The sequence below is a fragment of the Paenibacillus agilis genome, assembly GCF_007786455.1.
Taxonomy (GTDB): domain Bacteria; phylum Bacillota; class Bacilli; order Paenibacillales; family Paenibacillaceae; genus Paenibacillus_B; species Paenibacillus_B agilis.
In genome coordinates, this window is the sequence record NZ_VNJK01000001.1 from 1,574,180 (window position 1) to 1,597,870 (window position 23,691).

Consider the following 23,691-nt stretch of genomic DNA (forward strand, 5'->3'; position numbering starts at 1 on the left):
ATTGCGTGCATATGTGAAAAATAATAGATAAAGTAGATTTCGCAGATGGATAAGGAGATGAAGAGAATGAACAGTTCGAATAATCAATATGAAGCGGGTAAGCTTTTTGAAGAAGTAACGATAGAGACGAAGAAAATATTCGATGGAAAAGTGATTACGTTGCAAGTAGATACGGTGTCTTTACCTGATGGAACGACAGCCACTCGTGAAATTGTGAAGCATCCAGGAGCAGTAGCTGTACTTGCGATTCGTGACGACAAGATGATTGTTGTTGAACAGTACCGTAAGCCGCTTGGGAAATCTCAAGTCGAAATACCTGCAGGTAAGCTCGATGCTGGAGAACAGCCGGAAGCAGCGGCGAAAAGGGAATTGGAGGAAGAGACAGGATATCAAGCAGAATCGCTAATTCCGCTAACTTCTTTTTACACTTCGCCAGGTTTTGCTGACGAAATTATCCACGTGTTTGTTGCTGAGCAGCTTGTAGACGGTTCAATGCACACGGATGAGGATGAATTTCTTGAGGTCACAGCATTAACTCTGGATGAAGCTTTCGAAGCGATTCGTGCAGAACGCATTAGTGATGCTAAGACGATAAGTGCGGTTTATGCATGGCAAATTAAGAAGCTGACGGGACAATGGCCTTTGTGAGTGAGAAAATGAGCCCTAATCTAAATACGTACTATGCGGATCTACACGTTCATATCGGCGCAACTTCAGAAGGACGACCTGTTAAAATAAGTGCCAGTAGAAATTTAACTTTCGAGGCGATTGCTCGTGAAGCAGCCGATCGAAAGGGCATAGATCTAATCGGGATTATTGATGCGCAATCACCTGGTGTGCTTGCTGATATCGATCGCCTAATCGCTCAAGGGGAAATGGAGGAACTCCCACAGGGTGGAATTCGGTATAAAAATACGACCATTTTATTGGGGAGTGAAATCGAGATTAAGCCTAGTGGAAAAGGTACGGCGCATGTTCTATGCTATATGCCAAGCCTTGAAGCGATGAAGCGCTTTTCTCAGTGGATGTCAGCACATATGCGTAATATCCATCTGTCCACTCAGCGAATTTATGTAGAGGCTGAACAGCTGCAGCAGGAAGTTGCTGCATACGGGGGAGTATTCGTTCCTGCACATATTTTCACACCGCACAAAAGCATATACGGCAGCTGTACAGATCGCATGGAGGAAGTTCTGGATATGCAGCTAATCGATGCTGTTGAGGTTGGTCTAAGCGCAGATCGTGACATGGCAGCGCGTATTTCGGAACTGGACTCGTTTCCGCTGTTAACGAACTCGGATGCGCACTCGTTATCGAAAATTGGCAGGGAATACAATGCGTTTGCAATGGCGGAACCAAATTTTGCAGAATGGTGTAAAGTGCTTCGTAAACAGGAAGGGCGCAGTATCGTATCGAATTACGGTCTAAATCCGCGTCTTGGAAAATATCATCGGACAACATGCGGCAATGGTCACTTTTTATTAGAGGGGAATCATTCGTCTGGGGAACATTTGTCTCATCCATGTCCAACGTGTGGCAGTAAAGTAGTCGTCGGCGGTGTGTATGATCGGATTGCATCTATTGCAGATCGAGGTGTAGAAGCGGCTGTAAGGCCTGATCAGACTCCTTATGTTCATCAGGTTCCGCTAGAGTATTTACCTGGAGTTGGACCTAGTACGATGAGGAAGATGCTGCAGCAGTTTGGTACGGAAATGAATATTTTGCATCGAGCAAGTATGGATGATCTTCGTGCTGTTGTAGGAGACAAAATAGCATCATTGATTCACGCCGCACGCACAGGGACGCTGGAGCTTAGAAGCGGCGGTGGAGGTACATATGGGGGAGTCATGAACAAGCAAGATTAAATCGTTCGCATCATCATATAACGGCATGTATTTGCATATACATGGAGCAAACGTCAAATCGGACAAGCTTTCCGCATGGAGAAAGGAGACGTTGACCTTGTTATCAATCATGCCGGATATAAAGAAACATTTATATTTGTACGTGTTCGTCTCATTGATATTTGTCGTAGGCGTTGTGTTTGGTGCTTTATTGGTCAATTCGTTAACGTATGACCAGCAAGAGGAGCTATCGCGTCAATTAGAGCAAATATTTCTAACAGCAGGAGATTCTGCTGACAGCGCTGAATTCTGGTCGTCACTCTGGATGTATTGGCGGTGGATATTGCTTATTGCCGTGCTTGGCATCTCTATTGTAGGATTTCCGCTTATTTTGATTCTTGACTTTGCAAAAGGCGTACTCATTGGATTTACGGTAGGAACACTAGTCAGCCAGTTCTCATGGAAAGGAATGTTTGTTGCCCTGCTTGGTGTGGCACCTCACAATATAATCGCCATTCCGCTTATGCTTATAGCAAGCGTATCAGCCCTCTCTTTTGCTATTCATGTGATGAAGGACAGGCTGTTCGTACCGAAGATGCGTTCTTTAAAAAAGCCGTTTCTAGATTACTTGACGACGCAAGCTGGGGTATGTATAGGAATGATGGCAGTTGCCGTTATTATGACATGGGTAAGTCCTTATCTCATGAATTGGATGTCTTCGACGATAATTGATGTCGAGAGTGCTTTAAAGATCTCCTAAATAATTTGACACTGATTAGATAGTCCCCCTATAATAATAGAAGTGAGTTGAATTGCGGATAGGCGGCAAGGGGGGAGACCATGGAGTCGCGGATTGATACTATTAAACAACAACTGCAATCCCAAGGATATAAACTGACACCGCAGCGTGAAGCAACTGTGCGCGTGCTGCTCGAGAATGAAGAGGACCATCTAAGTGCAGAGGATGTCTTCATGCTTGTCAAGGAGAAAGCTCCCGAAATTGGTCTTGCCACCGTTTACCGTACGTTAGAGCTTCTTAGTGAATTGCATGTGGTACAGAAGTTGAACTTTGGGGATGGGGTTGCTCGCTACGATTTGCGTGGCGATAGCAGTAAGCATCATCACCATCACTTGATCTGCGTGCAGTGCGGTACGATGCAAGAAATTTTGGATGACTGGCTGGGACCGTTGGAAGAGCGGTTAGCACAAGAATACAATTTCCATGTACTCGATCATCGTTTGGATTTCCAAGGCATTTGTAATAAATGTCAGGAGAAAGAGTCCAAACAAGGACAGTAGTTCATGTTATTTTAAATATGCAACTGCTGTTACACAACAATTACATCCGCTTATTAGCAAGGGGCTGTCCGATAAGTCATGTACAATGACTAGGGCAGCCCTTTTACGTTGGTAGCCCATGCTTATTTACTATAACGCCAACGCCGTTTAGGAGCCGATTGAATGTTCATTTGTTTTTTCAGAGGAGAGGGAGAAGCGAGTTGCTTTCTAATGTGAGCAGATTTCTTTTTCGTGTTTGACTTAATTGAGCGCACCGGCTTTTTTATTACTTTCTCTCGTTTTGCTTGAACGTTTGTTTTGTCTCCTCTGTGTCTTGAAGTTACTTTCGCACTGGCTTTAGCCCTATATTTCATATTTTTAGACAAAGCGATTCCAAAAATGGGGCGTGAGTAAATAGGTTGTGGTTTCCCTCTTTTTGAACGTGTACGTTCCAGCTTATAGGCAGCTGTCAATCTTCTGGAGAAAGAACGTCTGCTGACCGTTGCGTGTTGAGGCGCTGCTTGGAGTGCTTTCATCGTTTGAATAAGACCACTGCCTTGTGAGCGTTCATTTGTATTTTTCAGAGGCTCAGCTGTATTCATCAACAATTTTAGCACCTCATCAGGACTTAAAGCCCCATGCAATGACAATAACAGCGCAACTGCGCCAGCAACGTGCGGAGCTGCCATAGAAGTTCCAGATTCGATTGCGAAGCCATTTTTATGGTTCGTTGAAACGATGTGCTCACCTGGAGCGATGACATCCACCTCTTTGCCTCTGCTGCTGAAGGAGGCAACTTCATGCTTTGCGTTCATAGCGGCGACAGCGATCGTTTCCGGATATTTTGCAGGTTCATCTACTGATAGGGTGTCTGGACCATCGTTTCCGGCTGAAGCAACCACAATAATTCCTTTTTGATTGGCTCTTATAATAGAGCGACGAAGGACATCACTAGGATCATCCAAGCCAAGACTCATATTAATGATATGGATGCGCTGATGAATACACCATTCGATCGCGTCTACAATGTCGGATACATAGCCTGTTCCGGTATTATCAAGAGCTTTTATGCCGTATAGTTGAATATCCGGTGCTACGCCAAATGGCATTCTTTGATGCCCTATAGCCGCAGCTATACCTGCGACATGAGTTCCGTGGCCATTATCGTCCTCATAGGATTCAAGCCGATTGATCATATTTATGCCGCCAGCAATTTTTAAATTAGGATGCTCTGATATCCCGGTGTCAATGATTGCAATCTTAATGCCTTCTCCCTTTGTCTGCTTCCAAACTTTTGGGGCTTCTACGGCGTGAATGTTCCACGGGATTTGTGGAAGCTTGACTTTAACCTCCTTCATCGACTTTGAAGTGAAGGTAGGCGAATAGGCATCAGCAGCGGAGGCGAGTGGACGTACCCATCCATTCGACCAACGATGAATGCGAGCCTGCCTATCTGTTTCTACTTTGCGGATGCTTGGATGGTAACTTGATGTATGGAGCTCCTTATCGGGATTCATATGACAACATATGGTGAGAGCAGAAGGGATCTGCTTCAGGGGAGTAATGCCCTGCTTATGAAGCTCATGCAGCCAATTCTCATAAGCTTCACGATTGCGGCACACAATCATTTTACGAACACTGTATTTATGAGGCTGGGATTGAATATGGGCCTTCATATAAGCGGATAACGATCGCATGACGTAGCTCCTCTCACGATGCTGTCTGGTCTCCTATTTTATGAACAGCAACCGATTCAGGTGAGCCTGTTTACATGCACATTTATACACAATGGGGTATAACCAATCTAGAGTGGACATACGTTGATTATGATAGATGAAAAATGGTTCGGAATTTTCATTCTCGGTGTGTCATTCCATTTTGGAAAGGTGTGTAGACGTTGATTGTATCCATTCGATCTCTCATGCAGCGCTTAAGATTTATTGTCATTTTTTTCTTGGCTACGTATGTAGTGGTACAACTGCTTAGTTTTGTTTCGGTTTGGATCGCTCCGGTGAATAAGTACCGTGAGCCGCAAGGCCGTGCTGTAAAAGTGTTCCATCCTAACGTGGACTTAGATATGGAACCCGAACAATTTCGTGAACGTTTGAAGTTGTATTACTGGCTTGGAGAATAACGGCAATTAATATTGCCTTCTTTGTGGTGGAAGTCGTACATAAATGGTGTTAAAGTGTAAGAGAAGGAGATTGACGAAGATGAAGACGACGTTGGAACGACAAATGGCGCAATATATGCAGTATCTAACCGACGAACGTCAAATATCCCCTCATACGAAAGATGCATACGAGCGGGATATTCAATCTTTTGTTCGTCACTTGTCAGCTGAAGGTATCGAGCAAGCAAATGAAGTGCTTCCTGTACATTTATTTCATTATGTGAGTTGGCTAAGAAGGCAAGGACGGGCTGCATCGACGATTACGAGACATAAGGCCGCTCTTCGTGCCTTCTATCGTTATTTGATTCGGGAAGGGGAAGCTAGTAAGGATCCAACAATGGATCTTGAAGTTCCTAAAAGCGACCCTAAGCAGTTAACGGTACTGTCGATTGAACAAGTTGGCAGGCTATTGGAAGCGCCTTCGCTGCACACACCGCAAGGAATTCGAGATCGTGCCATGCTGGAAACGCTTTATGGAACAGGTGCCCGTGTATCTGAGCTGTTGGATTTGAACATATCGGATGTGAATTTGCAATTGGGATTCGTTCGTTGTGTGATGAATCGCAAGGAGCGCATAGTTCCACTCGGGGAAGTAGCCATTGAAGCGATTCGAATTTATTTGGAGAAGAGCAGAGAAGACTTGCAGTCCCAGTCATCTGGAGATAAAATGCAGGAAGGACAAGCTCTATTTCTAAATCGTCATGGACAGCGGATGACTCGACAAGGGTTCTGGAAGCGTCTTCGCACGTATGCAGCACATATACCAGATATGCCAGATCTGACTTTGCAAATGCTTCGTCAGACTTTTGCTGTTCATTTGTTGAACAATGGGGCTGATATTCGTGTTGTACAAGAACTGCTTGGCCATGCGGATGCGGCAACGACACAGCGTTACGCCTCCATTCCTGAGAAGCCAAATATGAAGGAAGTATATTCATCTGCTCATCCGAGAGCTAAGAAAAATAAGTAAGCTGCTATATTGCGTATGAGCATGACGTGCCCTAAGCACAATAGCAAAGAGACAAAGAGGAGTGGTACGATGTCACGCAAATTCAAAAAAGTAACCGTTATCGTGTTGGATAGTGTCGGTATTGGTGAGCTTCCTGATGCTGAATCTTTTGGCGATAAAGGCTCGCATACACTAGGTCATATTATTGAACGAGTTCCAGCTGTTAAGATTCCACACATGAATCAACTCGGCTTGGGATCCATTGCTGACTTGGGCGCGTTGAAACCTGTAGATGCACCAACAGGAGTATATGGCAAAATGGCCGAAATCTCCGTTGGTAAAGATACAATGACTGGCCATTGGGAATTGATGGGTCTAAACATCACGACTCCATTCCAAACATACCCAGATGGTTTCCCGGAAGCATTGCTTCGTCAATTTGAAGAAAAAACAGGCCGCAAAGTACTTTGCAACAAGCCTGCTTCTGGTACTGAAGTATTGGATCAATATGGCGAAGAGCAAATGAAGACTGGCAGCTGGATCGTATATACATCTGCTGACAGTGTATTCCAGCTTGCGGCTCATGAAGAAATTATCCCGCTAGATGAATTGTACCGTGCTTGTGAAATTGCTCGTGAGCTTACGCTGCAGGAAGAATTCATGGTTGGTCGTGTAATTGCAAGACCGTATGTTGGAACTCCAGGCAACTTCAAGCGTACGCCTAACCGTCATGACTATGCGGTATCTCCGCCGTCACCAACGGTATTGGATGCGCTTAAAGAAGTTGGTAAGGATGTCATTTCCGTCGGCAAAATTAACGATATTTTCAGTGGCGAAGGTATTACTGCTTCATACCCAACGAAGAGCAACGCACATGGTATCGAAACGACGATTGATGTGATGGGACAATCTTTCGAAGGTTTGTTGTTCACAAACTTGGTAGACTTTGATTCCTTATTCGGGCATCGTCGTGATCCAGAGGGCTACGCAGGCGCATTGGAAGAGTTCGATGCTGCTGTTCCAAAATTGTTGGAAATGACAGGTCCTGACGATCTGCTTATCATTACAGCTGACCACGGGAATGACCCAATCCACCCAGGTACAGATCATACGCGTGAATATGTACCTTTGTTGGTATACAGCCCATCTATTGAGCCAGGTCGCTCGCTTGGAATTCGTGCGACATTCGCGGATTTGGGTGCTACAGTAGCTGATAACTTTGGAGCGAAGCTTCCAGAGATCGGAACAAGCTTCTTGTCGGAGCTATAAGAATATACATCATGAGAGTGCATCTAGCTCCTTAATACATATTAGGGAGGATGTTAAGTGATGAGTTTAGTAACAACGTATAATCAAGTGCAGGAAGCTGCGGCTTATATTCAAAGCCGTACTTCCCATCAACCTGAGATTGGTTTGATTCTTGGGTCAGGATTGGGGGTTCTCAGCAACTTAGTTGAGAACCCGACTACTATTGCATATGAAGATATCCCGCACTTTCCGAAGTCAACGGTTGAAGGTCATGCTGGTGAATTGCTGATTGGTACGATTCGTGGACGAACCGTTATGTTAATGAAAGGTCGCTTTCATATTTATGAAGGATACGGTCCAGAGCTTACTGCATTCCCAGTACGTGTCATGAAGGCAGTTGGTGTTAAGCAGTTGCTTGTAACGAATGCAGCAGGAGGCATTAATACTGCTTATCATGCAGGTGATTTAATGCTTATCAGCGATCATTTGAACCTGACTGCGCGTAATCCGCTCATCGGTCCAAATGATGAGCAATTTGGCGTTCGTTTTCCTGATATGTCGGAAGCTTATAGTAAGCGCTTGCGTGCCATTGCTAAAGAAGTTGCCGCGCGTCATTCATTTACGTTCCAGGAAGGTGTCTATGTTGGTCTACTAGGACCTAACTATGAGACACCTGCCGAGATTCGAATGATGCGTACACTTGGAGCTGATGCGGTGGGTATGTCGACCGTGTCGGAGGTTATCGTAGCAAGACACGCTGGCCTTGAAGTGCTAGGGATATCTTGTATTAGCAATATGGCAGCCGGAATCCTTGATCAGCCACTTTCACACGAAGAAGTTATGGAGACAGCAGAACAGGTTAAGGAGCAATTCCTAGGGCTTGTGCTAGATATCATACCTGCAATGTAATCGCCGAGGTTATCATGCAATTAATGCAATTGAACAACAAGAACAACCTCAGGTAGGAGGAATTAACATGAGAGCAGTAGACATTATTCAGAAGAAGCGTGAAGGTAAGGAACTTACACCAGAAGAAATTACATTTATGGTGCGTGGATACAGTGAAGGGAATGTCCCTGACTATCAAGTAGCAGCATGGGCTATGGCTATTTACTTCCAAGGTATGAGTGCTAAGGAAACTGCACAATTGACATTGGAAATGGCGAAGTCTGGCGATCAGATTGATTTGAGCCCAATTGCTGGTGTCAAAGTAGACAAGCACTCTACTGGTGGTGTTGGCGACAAAACAACTTTAATTCTTGCACCTATGGTTGCAGCAGCAGGTGTTCCTGTAGCAAAAATGTCAGGACGCGGGCTTGGACACACAGGTGGAACGATAGACAAGTTGGAAGCGATTGCAGGTTACCAAGTTGAGCTTCCGCGTGAAACGTTCATTAAGCAAGTGAATGAAATCGGTGTATCCTTGATCGGTCAGAGCGGCAATATCACACCGGCTGATAAGAAGCTTTATGCATTACGTGACGTAACAGCAACAGTAGAATCGATTCCGCTTATCGCAAGCTCTGTTATGAGTAAGAAGATTGCGGCTGGTGCAGATGCGATCGTACTTGATGTTAAGACAGGTAGCGGTGCATTTATGAAAACGCTTGATGATTCCATTGCACTTGCACAAGCGATGGTTGATATCGGAACAGAGGTAGGTCGTGATACCGTTGCGATTATTTCTGATATGGATCAACCATTGGGACATCTTATTGGTAACGGTCTTGAAGTAGAAGAAGCGATTGCGACACTGCATGGCAAAGGCCCCGAGGATCTTCATGAATTGTCTATGATTCTAGGTTCTCATATGGTCGTGCTTGGCAAACAAGCTACTACTACGGAAGAAGCACGTGAGATTCTTGAGAAAACGATTGCTGACGGTTCAGCATTCGAGCGCTTGAAACAGCTTGTTGAAGCGCAAGGCGGAGATGTAGCTATGGTTGAAGATACAGCTAAGCTTCCTCATGCAGCTAAACGTATTGAAGTCCTTGCTGAAAATGATGGTTACGTTTCAAGCATCGAAGCGGAGAGCATCGGAATTGCGGCTATGCTGTTAGGTGCTGGCCGTGAGACGAAGGAAAGTGTCATCGATTTGGCTGTTGGACTTGACCTTCGTAAAAAGGTAGCTGACGAAGTGAAAAAAGGCGATGTGCTTGCTATCCTTCATGTGAATGATGAATCACGTGTAGAAGAATCCAAGCAGCGTATTATCCAAGCATATCAGCTGTCTGCAGAGCCAGTTGAAGAGAAACCACTCGTTTATGCGATCGTAACAAAAGATGGCGTACAACGTTTTGTATAGTCTAATCTTTATATTTATTAAATAACTACAAGAAAAGCTGCTTGTTCCCTTCGAGGGAATAAGCAGCTTTCTTATTTATTTCTATCTATTACACCCAACCACGAATGCGCATTGCTTCTGCGATGCGCTTGATCGAAATCATAAACGCAGCTGTACGCAGATCGGTTTGATGTTCTTTAGCTAAGAAACGAACCTCACGGTAAGCTTCTACCATTTTCACTTGAAGCTTCTCATTTACTTCTTCTTCGCTCCAATAGAAGCTCATTAAGTTTTGTACCCATTCAAAGTAGGATACGGTTACACCGCCTGCATTAGCAAGGATGTCTGGAATGACCAAGACTCCCTTTTCGCTCAAAATTTTATCTGCTTCTGGTGTTGTAGGGCCGTTTGCTGCTTCAGCGACAATTTTAGCTTTAACATTATCGGCATTCACAGATGTAATTACGTTCTCCAATGCAGCAGGGATGAGCACATCTACATCCAGCTCTAAAATGCTTTCCGCAGTGATTTGATACTTTTTATCGTAATTAGCCAATGATCCTGCGTCTTTACACGCATTAACTGCTTCTAGGTCTAGACCGTTCTGATTGTAAATAGCACCCTTCGAATCGCTAACTGCCACGATAGTAAATCCAAGCTCTGTTAGCAACTCCGCAGCGATACGTCCTGCATTGCCGTAGCCTTGAATCGCAACGGTTGCTTCGTTTGGCTTCTTACCCAATTCTTCAAGAGCTTCTAGAATCGTAAATACGCAGCCACGAGCAGTAGCTTCATTGCGCCCTTTAGAGCCACCAAGAATAATCGGTTTACCTGTAATGACACCAGGTTGGAAGGAGCCTTTCTTTTTGCTGTAGGTATCCACCATCCAAGCCATGACTTGAGCGTTTGTATAAACATCCGGAGCTGGAATGTCTTTGTCAGGGCCTACGAAGTCAGCGATTGCTTCCATAAATCCGCGGCTGAGACGCTCCAGTTCGCCTTTGCTCATCTCCGCAGGGTTACAGATGACTCCGCCTTTACCGCCGCCGTATGGCAAGCTGACAACGCCACATTTGAAGCTCATCCACATAGACAAAGCTTTTACTTCATCGAGTGTTACATCTGGGTGAAAACGGATGCCGCCTTTTGTTGGTCCGATTGCATCATTATGCTGCGAACGATAGCCTTCAAATACTTTTACAGAACCATCATCCATCTTTACTGCAAAGTTAACAGTGAGTACACGCATAGGACGCTTCAAAAATTCGATTTCTTGCTGTGGCAAATTCAAGTGAGATGCCGCAATTTCGATCTGCCTCTGTACAATCTCGTAAGGATTCAATGTCTCTTGCTTAACTGCTGTTGATGTAATAGCCATGGTTCTCCTCCAAATTATTTATTTTTCAATGGTGTAAGTTATTTGAAAGGATTCCTGGAATAGGTCCTTTCATTTGCACTATCTAAATATTTTCTTGTATTTTATCATAAATATGCGGTCGGTCAACTTATAAACTTGCTATCGATGTGAATGAAATTTTTTATATGAGCATAAAAGAAATCTTTATGGACCTTTATATTTCTATGTTTGTTAGGTGGCATGGGACAACGAGAAACCATATTTTATAAGACAATTAAAGCTTTATCACAATACAGTGCATGCATAATTATACATTTTCAAAATACCAGATCATTGTCTGTCAATCCCGTCGAGATCGTTAAATCGTCTTTGAATCTGCTTATATCTCTGCTCATATCTAGTAAGGTGAATGTACCTTCCAACGAATGTACCTTTCAAAAAAGAGTGATGCTGCATCTTATAGTAGGGATAAAACATAAAGGAGTTGTTTATATGGGATTCAGCAGTAATAGTGAGACTGCAGGAGCAACTACTACTAATACCTCTACTTCTAGGACATTTTCCACAGGTCCACTAGAAAATGCGGCAAACAATCGTTCTACTAGTGTAATTGCAAAAGTTTTGAATAACGGTACTGGCCAAGTTAAAGCCGAGGTGTCTGTATTTAGGCTAAACGGTAAGAAAAAACTTATTACGAGAGATTCCGTAACCCTTGCTCCAGGATCGTCTGATTTTCTTTCGGTTAACTTGAACCGCAACGTTTTGCAATTTGAGGTAGAAATCAAAATTACTGGCCGCAGCGCGCTTCTAGGTGTATTTGGTAAAACAGCGGGAGGCAACTTGAATCCTACGCATCGTGTACTCAACTCAGAGTTTACTCGTGTTATTCGTAGAAAATCGTCTAGAACTAGATAATAGGGAAGAAAGCACAGTTACGCATTATGCGTGCTGTGCTTTTTTTTATGTGTGGAATATTTTAGGCGCAAGAGGTCGACAATGTGAAAAGGCATTCTTTCTCTCTTATGTATTCGTAATCGCTATGAATGACAACTATTCATTTTGCGAGAATGTACATACATAATCTTATGCAGGTTTAGAGAGTTAGAGTGGATAGACAATCAATGAGGAGGGAAACGACATGAGTCGTAAAAGCCGAACGATGCAGCTCTTTGTCTGTATCACATTGTGTGGAGCATTGATTCTAACAGGATCATCAGCAGTGTATGGGCTCGATCTGCCACCTGTGAATACGAATACGAATCAGGCAGCAGATACAAGCCCAGTTACGGAAGTCTCAACAAGTACAGATGCTTTACAGCTAGCATCCAATGCTCGATCTGCCGTGCTTATGGATGCAGATACGGGAACTATCATTTATGAGAAAAACAGCAATGATCGCCTGCCTCCTGCAAGCATTACAAAGATTATGACGATGTTGCTTGCTATGGAGGCTATACAGGATGGGAAAATAAAATGGGATGACAAAGTTTCGACGAGTGAATATGCCGCTTCCATGGGTGGGTCCCAGATCTTTTTAGAACCTGGTGAAGAAATGAGCGTACGCGATATTCTCAAAGGAATCGCAATGGCTTCCGGAAATGATGCCTCAGTAGCAATTGCGGAGAAGATAGCAGGTTCCGAGCAAGCATTTGTTCAGCTTATGAATGAGAAGGCCAAGAAAATCGGAATGAACAATACCAATTTCGTAAATTGCAATGGCCTACCAGCAAACAATCATTATACTTCCGCGAAAGATATTGCGATTATGTCTCGTGAGCTGTTGAAATATCCGGAAGTAACAAAGTTTACAGGTGCCTACGAAGACTATTTGCGACAACATACGGATAAGAAGTTTTGGCTTGTCAACACAAACAAGCTTGTTCGCTTCTATAGCGGTGCTGACGGATTGAAGACAGGCTACACATCAGAAGCTAAATATTGTTTGTCCGCAACTGCGAAGCGGGATAATTTACGTGTTGTTGCAGTCGTGTTAGGTGAGCCGAATACGAAAACACGCAATGCAGAAGTGACACAGATGTTCGACTATGCATTTGCTCAATATATGAATGTTCCTCTTCTTAAAAAAGGGGATCGCATTGGCGAAGTTCAGATCGAGAAGGGCATGCAGTCCAAGCTGGAGCTAAAAGCAGAGCAACCGTATCATCTGTTGCTTAAAAAAGGGGCTAGCAAAGATAAAGTTCGCTTCGAGCTATCCGCACCTGAATCTTTATCGGCTCCCATTGCCAAGGGACAATCGATTGGGAAAATTGTCGTCTATCAGGGAGAACAAGTCATTCGCGAGATTCCTGTCGAATCAGATCGTGATATTGCGAAAGCTGGCTGGTGGACACTGCTTAAACGGGCAACTTCTAAGTTGTTTTTTGTCAATGATTGATGGGGAGGTTCTAGTTTTGTCGGCGGGCAGGAATTAGAGGTTTCGGCAACGAAAAGGTTCGGCAATGTGGGAGGAGAGTGAAAGCATGAATTTGCATGTAGAGCTTGAGCATCAACGTAATGTTCTAATTACCCGGCTAAAGGGAGAATTGGATCATCATACTGCAGAGTTGGTGCGTGCTCAATTGGACGAAGCGATTCAACGTGGTCAGGTCAATCATGTCGTACTAAGTTTGAAGGAGCTTTCGTTTATGGATAGTTCCGGACTTGGTGTCATATTGGGACGCTACAAGTTGCTTAAAGGAAAAGGCGGAAAGATGGTCGTTTGCGATATGAACCCTGCAGTTCGTCGACTATTTGAGCTTTCCGGGTTGTTTAAGATTATGAACGTTTATGATAGTGAGCATACAGCACTTACTGGTCTGGAGGTCGTCTCATGAATGAGCTGTCTACCACGAATCACACGAATCATATGAAACTGCAATTTGCCAGCCGGTCTGAGAACGAAGCATTTGCTCGAGTTACAGTTGCGGCATTTGTATCTCAGTTGGATCCTACAATGGACGAGTTGACAGACTTGAAAACGGTAATCTCGGAAGCGGTTACGAACTCTATTATTCACGGGTATGACAATAATCCAAACGGAGTCGTAACGATTTCTGCTGAAATCGTAGGGGAAGAAGTAACGATCTATGTTTCGGATGAAGGCAATGGAATCGAAGATCTCGAAATGGCACGTCAGCCGCTGTATACATCCAAACCAGACATGGAGCGCTCAGGAATGGGTTTCACCATTATGGAAAATTTCATGGATGAGTTTGAAGTGAATAGCGAGCATGGTGCAGGAACAAGCATCCGTATGAAAAAGCGGATTGAATCAAAAAAAGCGCTCTATAACTAGAGGTTGGAGCAATGGAGGCCGATATGAGACAATCATCACCCGGCTACTTAGACGACGCAGAAGTAAAACGTCTCATTGCGCTCAGCCAATCTGGTGATAGTCTGGCTCGTGAGACGTTGGTAAATTGTAATATTCGGCTCGTATGGTCTGTTGTGCAGCGTTTTATGAATCGTGGATATGAGCCTGATGATTTGTTCCAGATCGGATGCATTGGGTTGTTGAAATCAGTGGATAAGTTCGATTTGTCTTACGACGTGAAGTTTTCGACTTATGCCGTACCGATGATTATTGGGGAAATTCAACGCTTTTTGCGTGATGATGGAACACTTAAGGTCAGTCGTTCCCTTAAGGAGATGGCGAACAAAGTCCGTAAGACGAAGGACGAGCTGTCCAAGAGGCTGAATAGATTACCGACGATTAAGGAAGTGGCGGAAGAGCTCGGGGTTTCTCCAGAGGATGTTGTATTTGCTCAGGAAGCGAACAAGCCGCCGACATCGATCCATGAGACGGTATTCGAAAATGATGGCGATCCGATAACGCTAATGGACCAAATTGCAGATGAGTCACAAGAGAAGTGGTTTGATAAGCTTGCTCTTAATGAGGCGATTGAGGGACTAAATGAGCGTGAACGTCTAATTGTGTATTTGAGATACTTCCGAGACCAGACGCAGTCTGAAGTTGCAAGCCGGCTTGGCATTTCTCAAGTGCAAGTGTCAAGGCTGGAGAAAAAAATATTACAGACCATTAAGTCACAAATCGCTCAGTAATGAACATACAAATTGTATAACTGAATAAGTAGAACGTTATGTGCGAATTAGCAGCCGCTTCTTCCCTTCAGTGGGGAGAGCGGTTGTTTTTTTGTGCGGTCCTATTAATTATTGCGGTATGCATTCATGAACTTCTTCCTTCTGTTCCATACTAAGGAATGTCCATCTAGATATTGATCTAGGTAAATGTGAAGTTGAAGGTAAGAAGGAGGGAAGACGGTGGCTGATACACGGGATACAGAGCAGCAAGATGGAGAGCAAAAAGATACAGTTTCCGATGACCAGGATTCATCACACACTGAAGAACGAAATACGTCAAAATCTTCTGAACAACAGGGGGAGCAGGAGCGGGCACCGAATGCGAATCAGGCATCAAATCAAATTCCAGATCGAACTGCAGGCAGTCCTGTTGGTAAGGAGAGTCCAGAGCACGCTAGGAAGCGCAAGCAAGAGTATTCAAACAGCTTGGTGGAATCGGTAAAGTATTGGCAAGGCGATGATAAGATTCCGACTGATATTGAAAAGGTAAAAGGGACGTTAAAGGATGTCTCGGGGCTAGGCGAATCATTCGATCTCGTTTTCCGAGAAATGACATTTGCAGGACGTAAGTTTGGTTATTTCTTTGTATCTGGCTTTGCAAAAGACAACATCATGCAAATTGTACTAGCGCGGCTGAGTATGTTGGATGAGAAGCAAATAAGTGCAGATGCGCTCAGAGCTTTTTTTGACCTTTACATTCCACATATTCAAGTTGAGCTTATGACTTCAATGAGTCAGACTATAAACAAAGTATTCCAAGGTTACAGCGTATTCTACATAGAGCAGGAATCTACTTCTATTGTGCTAGATACCCGTAACTATCCCGCACGTGGACCAGATGAGCCTTCATTGGAAAAAGTGGTACGAGGAGCAAGAGATGGATTTAACGAGACCCTGCTAACGAATGTGGCACTTGTGCGGCGAAGAGTTCGTGATCCGGGATTGAAGGTAGAAATCATGCAAGTTGGGCGCCGAACACAAACCGACGTGTCCATTCTTTATATCGATGATATTGCAGACATTCGTCTTGTAGAGTCGATACGAAAAAAAATACAGGCAGTCGATGTCTACGGACTTCCGTTAGCGGATAAACAGCTGGAAGAAGCAATCATTCAGAAGGGATGGAATCCATATCCGCTTGTTCGTTACTCCGAACGACCTGATGTCGTTGCCGATCATCTGTTGGACGGAAGTGTGGTCATTCTGGTTGATACTTCTCCGTCTGTCATGATAATGCCTACGACATTTTTTGATCTTTGTCAGCACGCAGAAGAAAATCGCCAGACAGCATTTATGGGTACCTACTTGCGCTGGATCAGATTTTTGGGTATATTTGCTTCATTGTTTTTGCTTCCGCTCTGGTTGTTGTTAGTTATAGAGCCGGGCTTGAAGCCAGCCTATCTACAAATACTAGGCCCACAAGAGACAGGTAAGCTTCCTCTCCTTCTGCAGTTTGTTCTTGCGGAATTTGGGGTTGACTTAATGAGGATGGCGTCCATTCATACACCAGCTCCGTTAGCAACAGCAATGACTTTGGTGGCTGCCATACTGCTTGGAGAAATAGCTGTTAAGACAGGTGTTTTTGTGTATGAGGTCATACTCTACATGGCTTTTGCAGCTGTAGGAATGTTTGCGACACCGAGCTATGAGTTAGCACTCGCCAATCGCATAGTCAGGTTAATTTTGCTTTTTGCGGTTGCCTTCTTCAAGGTGCATGGCTTGATTATTGGGATCACGATATATATAATCGTTTTAACTTTACATCGCTCGTACAATTCGTCCTACCTGTGGCCGTTTATACCATTTAATGCAAAGGCGATGTTCAATATTTTTGTTCGTCAGCCTGTGCTCAACAACAAGGATCGACCAAGCTTAAACAAACCAAAAGACCGTACGAAAATGCGTAACAAACAAAAATAAAATCGCATAAAATGCAAATGAAACACAATTTAGTCCATTGGTAAACAACACCAAGAGTTGCTATAATCATGGTACCAAAACCAGTATATCGCGTAGAAATGGGGAATAAAACGATGTATCTACATGGAACGAGTACTATCAATAATGAGGGGCATCTAACGATTGGTGGCTGTGATGTGACCGCATTGAAGGCTCAATTCGGCACACCTCTTTATATAGTTGATGAGGCGCTTGTTCGTGAGCGTTGTCGTCAATATATGGAAGCATTTCGTGCTTCTGGCCTGACTTTCCAAGTGGCATATGCAAGTAAAGCTTTCTGTGTAATGGCGATGTGCAGACTTGCTGAAGAAGAAGGATTGTCGCTTGATGTCGTTTCAGATGGAGAGCTGTTTACGGCATTACAGGCAGGGTTCCCTGCACAACGTATCCATTTCCATGGTAACAACAAGACTCCTGATGAGATTGAAATGGCTATCGACGCACAAATTGGCTGCTTTGTCGTGGACAACTTCAATGAGCTTCAGTTATTGAATGCGATCGCTAAGGAACGCGGCGTTCGTGTTAATGTGCTGCTTCGTGTAACACCAGGTGTTGAAGCGCATACGCATGAATATATTTCAACAGGCCAGACAGATTCGAAGTTTGGCTTTGATATTGGTAACGGTACGGCTGCTGTTGCTGTTCAAGAAGCAGCAAATGCGGATCATATTGATTTGCTCGGTATTCATTCTCATATCGGCTCGCAAATCTTTGAGGTACAAGGTTTCCAAATGGCAGTAGAACGCGTTGCTCAATTTGCTCGCTCTATTAAAGAGCAGACAGGCACTACGTTCAAAGTAGTAAACTTGGGCGGAGGGTTTGGTATTCGCTATGTGGATGGAGATACTCCATTGGCTGTATCCGACTACGTCAAGGCGATTACAGATGGTGTGAAACAACATTTTGCAGGAATTGGCCCAACGTTGCCTGAGATCTGGGTTGAACCAGGCCGTAGTATCGTCGGTGAAGCAGGTACAACGCTGTACACAGTAGGTTCTGTAAAAGAAATTCCTGGTGTACGCAAGTATGTAGCTGTAGATGGCGGTATGACGGATAACCCGCGTCCTGCTCTATATGAGTCCCGTTACGAAGCAGTGCTTGCCAACCGTGCAAACGATGCGACTGAAGAAGTCGTATCTATCGCTGGTAAATGCTGTGAGAGTGGAGATATGCTCATTTGGGATCTTTCTTTGCCAAAAGTAAAACAAGATGATTTACTTGCTGTTTCATGTACAGGTGCATACAACTATGCAATGGCAAACAACTACAACCGTATCCGTCGTCCTGCTGTTTTGTTTGTGCACGAGGGTCAGGCTGATGTAGTTGTAGAACGTGAGACGCATCAGGATATTGTAGGGAAAGATGTGATCCCTGCTCGCCTTCAGAAGAAGAGTGCAGTTCAAGTTTAATGTATAGCCAGAAGCTGGTCGTTAACCAAATCGTCGAGGACGGTTTGGTTTCGACTGGCTTTTTATATTGTTTAGTTAAGCAGCGTATATAGGACGGATTGTTGCTTATACCTTTCATAGTAATGTTGATCCAGTTTATTTGGGTTGAGCCTTGGAAGCTTAAATGCTATACTATTTTCATTGTGTTTTAGACTCGCAATACAGAAGGGATGTTTACATATGAAAACAGCTACATTTGAACTAGAAAAAGGCGGAAACGTTGTAATCGAGTTATTCGATCAAGAAGCTCCAGGAACTGTTGCAAACTTTGAGAAATTGGCTAACGAAGGTTTCTATAACGGTTTGACGTTCCACCGCGTTATTAAAGACTTCGTCGCTCAAGGCGGATGTCCGCACGGTACAGGCACAGGCGGCCCTGGCTACACAATCAAATGTGAGACAGCTGGCAACACGCACAAGCATGTGCGCGGTGCATTGTCTATGGCACATGCAGGTAAAGACACAGGCGGAAGCCAGTTCTTCATTTGCTACGCTCCATTCCCGCATTTGGATGGCGTTCATACTGTATTTGGCCAAGTAACAGAAGGTATGGAACTTGTTGACCAAATCAAACAAGGTGACAAAATGAAGTCCGTAACAGTAGCTTAATAATAGCTCATTAAAGATGCTAACTGCTAATGTGCGTTAGTACGTTAATTAAAGCCTTAGTTATCCATTGTTTTAAGCAATGGGCAGCTAGGGCTTTTTGTCGTTGATTCATTTTGTTTTGAAGGAGTACATACGGCAATATGTGGAGAGACTATTGCAATTTTCGAAATGCGGGTGTAACATACATGGCAAGACTTGTATAGTCGATGTCATATTTCCTTGCTGCATGGTATTGCAGTTCGGAAATAACACAATTTTATATGATTTATCCTTCGGGGTCGGGTGAAAGTCCCAACCGGCGGTGATGTATTAAGAGTGCGATATTTGCTCTTTATGCTTAGTCCGTGACCCGGATGCGGTTGAATATCGTAGACGGTGGATCTGGTGCAACTCCAGAGCCGACAGTATAGTCTGGATGGGAGAAGGATATCAGGACAGGTGGAGTGTGACTGCTGCTTGCTCTTATTTGGCTATGATATTTGGTTATCATATCAATTAGGACGGAGCAGATGTAGATGCATTTCATTTTCGACGCGCTGTATTTTACATGACGGTCATTTTTGGCCTAACGCTGTAGTTTATTTGCTCTATGCAGGTAAATTGACATCGGTTTATTTGCTTATGCTGATAAAGTAGTTTTGTCGCTGCCTACAAGCATTTGCCGTTCATGTGAAGCATCGTACATACCTGATTATTCGACCTAATGACCCTTCGGAGTATTGTTCCGAGGGGTTTTTCTGTTGTTCGTTTGTAGTTGTACGCAACTACATCGGCAAGTTTAGCTCGTACATTTTCGAGAAATGTGAAGAGGAGGTGTTTGTATGATTCCACGGCTTGATGATGAGTTCTACATGCAATTAGCGATTCAATTGGCAGAGCGTGTCATTGGCCAAACGAGCATTAATCCGCCTGTAGGCTGTGTCATCGTCCATGGAGGCCGTGTTGTGGGCATGGGTGCGCATTTGATGCGCGGCGAAGGGCATGCAGAAGTTCATGCTTTGCAAATGGCGGGTGAGCTTACGAAAGGGGCAACTGCCTATGTAACGTTGGAACCTTGCAGCCATTATGGCCGTACGCCTCCATGCTGCTTGCGATTGATTGAGGCGGGTGTTAAGCGAGTTGTTGTTGGCTGTGTTGACCCTAATCCGCAAGTTGCAGGTCGTGGGTTAACGGCATTACATGATAATGGAATCGAAGTGGCTGTTGGTGTATTGCAGGAAGAAGCCAAATCGCTCATTACGATGTTTGCAAAGTTTATGTTGACGAAACTGCCGTATGTGACGATGAAGACAGCATCCACGCTGGACGGGAAAATTGCCACGCATACAGGCGACAGCAAATGGATTACGAACGCAGATGTTCGTGAACGTGTCCATGCACTGCGTCATCGCCATCAAGCGATTATGGTTGGAATTGAGACGGTGTTGCAGGATAATCCATCACTGACAACTCGGCTGTCGGTGCCAGCGTTGAATCCAATTCGAATCATCGTCGACTCTAAGCTAAGAATGCCGTTGGATGCTCGCCTTGTGAAGGATGAAGCAGCACCGACTTGGGTACTTACGACAACCCGAGCAAATGAGCACACTGCATACGGATTAGAGGAGCGGGGGGTACGCATCATTCGAGTAAATGACGGACCAGTTGTTGATCTTACGTTAGCTATGAAGCTTTGTGCTAAGGAAGAGATCGGGTCTATTTTACTTGAAGGTGGAGGCACGTTGAATGGCGCCATGCTTAAGGCTGGGCTTATCGATCGCGTTCTACTTATGGTAGCTCCCAAAATTGTCGGTCATCCTAAGGCTCCATCTGTCTTCAATTTTGAAGGAGTAGAGAGCATGCAAGATGCACTGCAGTTGGAGGGTTTGCAAGTGGAAACGATTGGGGACAACGTCATCATTAGCGGCAGCCCGTTGAACCGAAAATTAAGAGAGTTACAAGATGCGCAGGAGGTGAATGCAGCTTGTTCACAGGTTTAGTTGAAGAAGTTGGCACACTTCATTCGGTTAGCAAGCAGGGAGAAGCCCTGGTGCTTTGCATCCGCGCTAACCAAGTGCTCGAAGGAGTGAAGCTCGGAGATAGTATTGCGGTCAATGGTGTTTGCTTGACGGTGACAGCATATAGTGGCGCATCGTTCCATGCAGATGTTATGCCACAAACGTATCGTCATACGAACTTGAAACAGCTGCGTCCTGGTGTATCTATTAATTTGGAGCGAGCGATGGCTGCTAATGGACGATTTGGTGGTCATATTGTCCAAGGTCATATTGACGGGACGGCCGTTATTGTGAATCGAGTAGTTGATGCCAATGCCATCGTATTCGAATTTCAACTAGAGCAGCCAGGCATAGAGCGATATATGATTCCGAAAGGTTCAATCACAATTGACGGCATTAGTTTGACACTTATACAAGCGGATGATAGCAACTTTGCTGTATCTATTATCCCGCATACATTGAGTAAAACTTCGCTAGCTCATAAAAAGATGGGTGACACGGTGAATGTAGAGTGCGACGTACTAGGCAAATACGTTGAAAGACTACTTCGCTTCGCAAGTACAAACGACCACGGCGTTGGTGATAATTTGGAGCACTCCAGTTCGAAATCATCGCAATTGACAGAGAGTTTTCTTGCTGAGCACGGATTCTTTTAACAATTAACGGATTAAGGAGGGGAATGCCCGTGAGCGAGCCATTTTATTTCGATCCGATTGAAGCAGCAGTGGAAGATTTGAAAGCAGGGAAAGTCATTATTGTAGTAGATGATGAGGATCGTGAAAATGAAGGAGATTTCATCGCGCTAGCAGACAAGGCTGCACCTGACGTCATTAATTTTATGATAACAGAGGGGCGCGGACTCGTTTGTGTTCCGATTACACCTGAACGGGCCGTAGAGCTTAATCTTCCTCCTATGGTTAGCCATAATACCGATTTTCATGGTACAGCGTTCACGATCTCGGTCGATCATATGAACACAACGACAGGCATTTCTGCACATGAACGATCGTTAACGATACAGGCACTTATCGATCCTGCTTCAAAGGCGGACGATTTTAGACGTCCTGGTCATATATTTCCGCTAGTAGCGAAAAAGGGTGGAGTGCTGCGTCGTGCCGGTCATACAGAGGCTGCAGTTGATCTGGCACGTATGAGCGGTTCAGCTCCAGCTGGCGTCATTTGTGAGATTATGAATGAAGATGGAACGATGGCGAGGCTGCCAGATTTGATTGAGCTGAAAGAGAAGCATGGCCTGAAGTTAATTTGCATTCGGGATCTGATTCAATATCGGCATTCGCAGGAAAAGCTAATTCAACGTGAAGTCGAGGCGAGCATGCCGACGGAATACGGACAATTTCGCATGATTGCTTATACGAATGCCGTTGACAATAAAGAGCATATTGCAATGGTAAAGGGAGAAATTGATCCCTCTCAGCCTGTGCTTGTACGTGTACATTCTGAGTGTTTAACGGGAGACATCTTCCATTCACATCGATGTGACTGTGGACCGCAGTTGGCAGCAGCCTTGCAACATATTGAAGAAGCAGGCAGTGGAGTGCTGCTGTACATGCGCCAAGAGGGCCGAGGAATTGGGTTAATTAATAAGCTTCGAGCTTACAATTTGCAAGAAGAAGGCTATGACACAGTTGATGCGAATACGAAGCTGGGGTTTGCTGCAGATCTAAGAGATTACGGAATTGGTGCACAAATATTGAAGGATATCGGGGTCCGGAGCATCCGACTTATGAGCAATAATCCGAGAAAAATTACTGGACTAGAAGGATATGGACTGCAAATTGCGGAAAGAGTCCCGCTGCAAATGCCAGAAAATACATCGAATCGTCGTTATCTTCATACAAAGAAAGAGAAGCTTGGACATTTGTTTGACTACTCGTCCTAACGGTCTAGTGCTCATTTATACGAATTATCTATTATAATAGGAGGTTGTTATTATGCCGCATATTTTTGAAGGTCATCTCATTTCGGAAGGTCTTAAGTACGGTGTCGTAGCTGGAAGGTTCAATGAATTTATCGTATCCAAACTTGTTTCAGGTGCATTGGATGCGTTGAAGCGTCACGGTGTGCAGGATGACGAGATTGATATTGCTTGGGTACCTGGGGCGTTTGAAATACCATTAATTACACAAAAATTAGCGGAAAGTGGAAAGTATGACGCGATTATCACACTTGGAGCTGTCATCCGAGGCTCGACACCGCATTTCGACTATGTTTGCAATGAAGTGGCAAAAGGAGTTGCGCAAATAGGCTTGAAAACTGGGGTTCCTACGATATTCGGCGTACTTACAACGGATTCAATTGAGCAAGCGATTGAGCGAGCGGGTACAAAGGCAGGCAATAAGGGATGGGAAGCAGCAGCGACTGCGATCGAGATGGCTAACTTGACGAAACAGTTAAAATAGTGCTTAGTTAATGTAGTACCCTTT

Annotated in this window: 23 protein-coding genes and 1 riboswitch; of the genes, 21 read left to right on the forward strand and 2 right to left on the reverse strand. The window is 44.4% G+C overall.

Translation table 11 applies throughout. From position 1 onward, the window contains the following. Positions 1-66: 66 nt before the first annotated feature. The 4 genes from FPZ44_RS07005 (at position 67) to fur (ending at position 3,143) form a co-directional block, all read left to right on the forward strand. On the forward strand, positions 67-648 hold the full coding sequence (locus FPZ44_RS07005) for an NUDIX hydrolase (RefSeq protein ID WP_144988660.1): 582 nt from the start codon (positions 67-69) through the stop codon (positions 646-648). Positions 649-656: 8 nt separating this feature from the next. Further along, positions 657-1,865: an endonuclease Q family protein gene (locus tag FPZ44_RS07010; protein ID WP_144991722.1), complete on the forward strand. Its 1,209-nt coding sequence runs from the start codon at positions 657-659 to the stop codon at positions 1,863-1,865. A gap of 97 nt (positions 1,866-1,962) precedes the next feature. Then, on the forward strand, positions 1,963-2,604 hold the full coding sequence (spoIIM, locus tag FPZ44_RS07015) for a stage II sporulation protein M (protein ID WP_261378236.1): 642 nt from the start codon (positions 1,963-1,965) through the stop codon (positions 2,602-2,604). Positions 2,605-2,684: 80 nt separating this feature from the next. Continuing rightward, entirely contained in the window at positions 2,685-3,143 is a 459-nt protein-coding gene (gene fur / locus FPZ44_RS07020) for a ferric iron uptake transcriptional regulator (RefSeq protein ID WP_144988662.1), read from the forward strand. Positions 3,144-3,265: 122 nt separating this feature from the next. Here fur and FPZ44_RS07025 read toward each other — a convergent pair whose 3' ends face one another. Beyond that, positions 3,266-4,819: a S8 family peptidase gene (locus tag FPZ44_RS07025; protein ID WP_144988664.1), complete on the reverse strand. Its 1,554-nt coding sequence runs from the start codon at positions 4,817-4,819 to the stop codon at positions 3,266-3,268. 200 nt (positions 4,820-5,019) lie between these two features. Here FPZ44_RS07025 and FPZ44_RS07030 point away from each other — a divergent pair, with 200 nt between their 5' ends. The 5 genes from FPZ44_RS07030 (at position 5,020) to FPZ44_RS07050 (ending at position 9,797) form a co-directional block, all read left to right on the forward strand. Next, a complete protein-coding gene (locus tag FPZ44_RS07030) occupies positions 5,020-5,256 on the forward strand; it encodes a DUF4227 family protein (RefSeq protein WP_144988666.1) in 237 nt (78 codons plus the stop codon). Positions 5,257-5,335: 79 nt separating this feature from the next. Then, positions 5,336-6,265, forward strand: coding sequence for a tyrosine recombinase (locus tag FPZ44_RS07035; protein ID WP_144988668.1), 930 nt, complete (start codon positions 5,336-5,338; stop codon positions 6,263-6,265). A gap of 69 nt (positions 6,266-6,334) precedes the next feature. After that, positions 6,335-7,513 (forward strand): phosphopentomutase, encoded by a 1,179-nt coding sequence (deoB, locus tag FPZ44_RS07040; RefSeq protein ID WP_144988670.1) that lies wholly within the window; start codon positions 6,335-6,337, stop codon positions 7,511-7,513. A gap of 60 nt (positions 7,514-7,573) precedes the next feature. Next, complete coding sequence (locus FPZ44_RS07045; RefSeq protein WP_144988672.1) at positions 7,574-8,401, forward strand: purine-nucleoside phosphorylase; 828 nt, start codon at positions 7,574-7,576, stop codon at positions 8,399-8,401. A 67-nt stretch (positions 8,402-8,468) separates the two neighbouring features. Then, entirely contained in the window at positions 8,469-9,797 is a 1,329-nt protein-coding gene (locus FPZ44_RS07050; protein ID WP_144988674.1) for a pyrimidine-nucleoside phosphorylase, read from the forward strand. Between the two features lie 88 nt (positions 9,798-9,885). Here FPZ44_RS07050 and FPZ44_RS07055 read toward each other — a convergent pair whose 3' ends face one another. Next, a complete protein-coding gene (locus tag FPZ44_RS07055; protein ID WP_144988676.1) occupies positions 9,886-11,154 on the reverse strand; it encodes a Glu/Leu/Phe/Val family dehydrogenase in 1,269 nt (422 codons plus the stop codon). 471 nt (positions 11,155-11,625) lie between these two features. Between FPZ44_RS07055 and FPZ44_RS07060 the strand changes: the two genes are divergently transcribed. From FPZ44_RS07060 to ribH, 12 genes are all read left to right on the forward strand, one after another. Further along, the gene (locus tag FPZ44_RS07060; RefSeq protein WP_144988678.1) at positions 11,626-12,048 is read left to right on the forward strand and encodes a hypothetical protein; all 423 of its coding nucleotides are present in this window, start codon (positions 11,626-11,628) and stop codon (positions 12,046-12,048) included. A gap of 244 nt (positions 12,049-12,292) precedes the next feature. Next, a complete protein-coding gene (locus tag FPZ44_RS07065) occupies positions 12,293-13,528 on the forward strand; it encodes a D-alanyl-D-alanine carboxypeptidase family protein (protein WP_144991724.1) in 1,236 nt (411 codons plus the stop codon). An 85-nt stretch (positions 13,529-13,613) separates the two neighbouring features. After that, positions 13,614-13,967, forward strand: coding sequence for an anti-sigma F factor antagonist (gene spoIIAA, locus FPZ44_RS07070; protein WP_144988680.1), 354 nt, complete (start codon positions 13,614-13,616; stop codon positions 13,965-13,967). Continuing rightward, a complete protein-coding gene (gene spoIIAB, locus FPZ44_RS07075; RefSeq protein WP_144988682.1) occupies positions 13,964-14,428 on the forward strand; it encodes an anti-sigma F factor in 465 nt (154 codons plus the stop codon). The genes spoIIAA and spoIIAB overlap by 4 nt, the downstream gene beginning before the upstream one ends. Before the next feature lie 11 nt (positions 14,429-14,439). Next, positions 14,440-15,195 carry an RNA polymerase sporulation sigma factor SigF gene (gene sigF, locus FPZ44_RS07080; protein WP_144988684.1) on the forward strand — a complete coding sequence of 252 codons (756 nt, stop codon included), beginning with the start codon at positions 14,440-14,442 and terminating at the stop codon, positions 15,193-15,195. Positions 15,196-15,414: 219 nt separating this feature from the next. Beyond that, positions 15,415-17,154 carry a spore germination protein gene (locus FPZ44_RS07085; RefSeq protein ID WP_418789129.1) on the forward strand — a complete coding sequence of 580 codons (1,740 nt, stop codon included), beginning with the start codon at positions 15,415-15,417 and terminating at the stop codon, positions 17,152-17,154. A gap of 113 nt (positions 17,155-17,267) precedes the next feature. After that, a complete protein-coding gene (gene lysA / locus FPZ44_RS07090; RefSeq protein ID WP_144991726.1) occupies positions 17,268-18,602 on the forward strand; it encodes a diaminopimelate decarboxylase in 1,335 nt (444 codons plus the stop codon). Positions 18,603-18,821: 219 nt separating this feature from the next. Beyond that, the gene (locus FPZ44_RS07095) at positions 18,822-19,250 is read left to right on the forward strand and encodes a peptidylprolyl isomerase (RefSeq protein ID WP_144988686.1); all 429 of its coding nucleotides are present in this window, start codon (positions 18,822-18,824) and stop codon (positions 19,248-19,250) included. Positions 19,251-19,514: 264 nt separating this feature from the next. Then, a riboswitch (FMN riboswitch) is annotated at positions 19,515-19,681 on the forward strand. 390 nt (positions 19,682-20,071) lie between these two features. Then, on the forward strand, positions 20,072-21,229 hold the full coding sequence (ribD, locus tag FPZ44_RS07100) for a bifunctional diaminohydroxyphosphoribosylaminopyrimidine deaminase/5-amino-6-(5-phosphoribosylamino)uracil reductase RibD (RefSeq protein ID WP_144988688.1): 1,158 nt from the start codon (positions 20,072-20,074) through the stop codon (positions 21,227-21,229). Beyond that, positions 21,214-21,903, forward strand: a complete 690-nt coding sequence (gene ribE / locus FPZ44_RS07105) for a riboflavin synthase (RefSeq protein WP_144988690.1) — start codon at positions 21,214-21,216, stop codon at positions 21,901-21,903. The genes ribD and ribE overlap by 16 nt, the downstream gene beginning before the upstream one ends. A gap of 29 nt (positions 21,904-21,932) precedes the next feature. After that, positions 21,933-23,147, forward strand: coding sequence for a bifunctional 3,4-dihydroxy-2-butanone-4-phosphate synthase/GTP cyclohydrolase II (locus tag FPZ44_RS07110; RefSeq protein ID WP_261378238.1), 1,215 nt, complete (start codon positions 21,933-21,935; stop codon positions 23,145-23,147). Positions 23,148-23,199: 52 nt separating this feature from the next. After that, positions 23,200-23,667 (forward strand): 6,7-dimethyl-8-ribityllumazine synthase, encoded by a 468-nt coding sequence (gene ribH, locus FPZ44_RS07115; protein ID WP_144988694.1) that lies wholly within the window; start codon positions 23,200-23,202, stop codon positions 23,665-23,667. Positions 23,668-23,691 lie beyond the last annotated feature (24 nt).

Coding starts and splice junctions, on each gene's coding strand:
- FPZ44_RS07005 (WP_144988660.1), top strand. CDS start 67: ATGAACAGTTCGAATAATCAATATGAAGCGGGTAAGCTTTTTGAAGAA.
- FPZ44_RS07010 (WP_144991722.1), top strand. CDS start 657: ATGAGCCCTAATCTAAATACGTACTATGCGGATCTACACGTTCATATC.
- fur (WP_144988662.1), top strand. CDS start 2,685: ATGGAGTCGCGGATTGATACTATTAAACAACAACTGCAATCCCAAGGA.
- FPZ44_RS07025 (WP_144988664.1), bottom strand. CDS start 4,819: ATGCGATCGTTATCCGCTTATATGAAGGCCCATATTCAATCCCAGCCT.
- FPZ44_RS07035 (WP_144988668.1), top strand. CDS start 5,336: ATGAAGACGACGTTGGAACGACAAATGGCGCAATATATGCAGTATCTA.
- deoB (WP_144988670.1), top strand. CDS start 6,335: ATGTCACGCAAATTCAAAAAAGTAACCGTTATCGTGTTGGATAGTGTC.
- FPZ44_RS07045 (WP_144988672.1), top strand. CDS start 7,574: ATGAGTTTAGTAACAACGTATAATCAAGTGCAGGAAGCTGCGGCTTAT.
- FPZ44_RS07050 (WP_144988674.1), top strand. CDS start 8,469: ATGAGAGCAGTAGACATTATTCAGAAGAAGCGTGAAGGTAAGGAACTT.
- FPZ44_RS07055 (WP_144988676.1), bottom strand. CDS start 11,154: ATGGCTATTACATCAACAGCAGTTAAGCAAGAGACATTGAATCCTTAC.
- FPZ44_RS07060 (WP_144988678.1), top strand. CDS start 11,626: ATGGGATTCAGCAGTAATAGTGAGACTGCAGGAGCAACTACTACTAAT.
- FPZ44_RS07065 (WP_144991724.1), top strand. CDS start 12,293: ATGCAGCTCTTTGTCTGTATCACATTGTGTGGAGCATTGATTCTAACA.
- spoIIAA (WP_144988680.1), top strand. CDS start 13,614: ATGAATTTGCATGTAGAGCTTGAGCATCAACGTAATGTTCTAATTACC.
- spoIIAB (WP_144988682.1), top strand. CDS start 13,964: ATGAATGAGCTGTCTACCACGAATCACACGAATCATATGAAACTGCAA.
- sigF (WP_144988684.1), top strand. CDS start 14,440: ATGGAGGCCGATATGAGACAATCATCACCCGGCTACTTAGACGACGCA.
- lysA (WP_144991726.1), top strand. CDS start 17,268: ATGTATCTACATGGAACGAGTACTATCAATAATGAGGGGCATCTAACG.
- FPZ44_RS07095 (WP_144988686.1), top strand. CDS start 18,822: ATGAAAACAGCTACATTTGAACTAGAAAAAGGCGGAAACGTTGTAATC.
- ribD (WP_144988688.1), top strand. CDS start 20,072: ATGATTCCACGGCTTGATGATGAGTTCTACATGCAATTAGCGATTCAA.
- ribH (WP_144988694.1), top strand. CDS start 23,200: ATGCCGCATATTTTTGAAGGTCATCTCATTTCGGAAGGTCTTAAGTAC.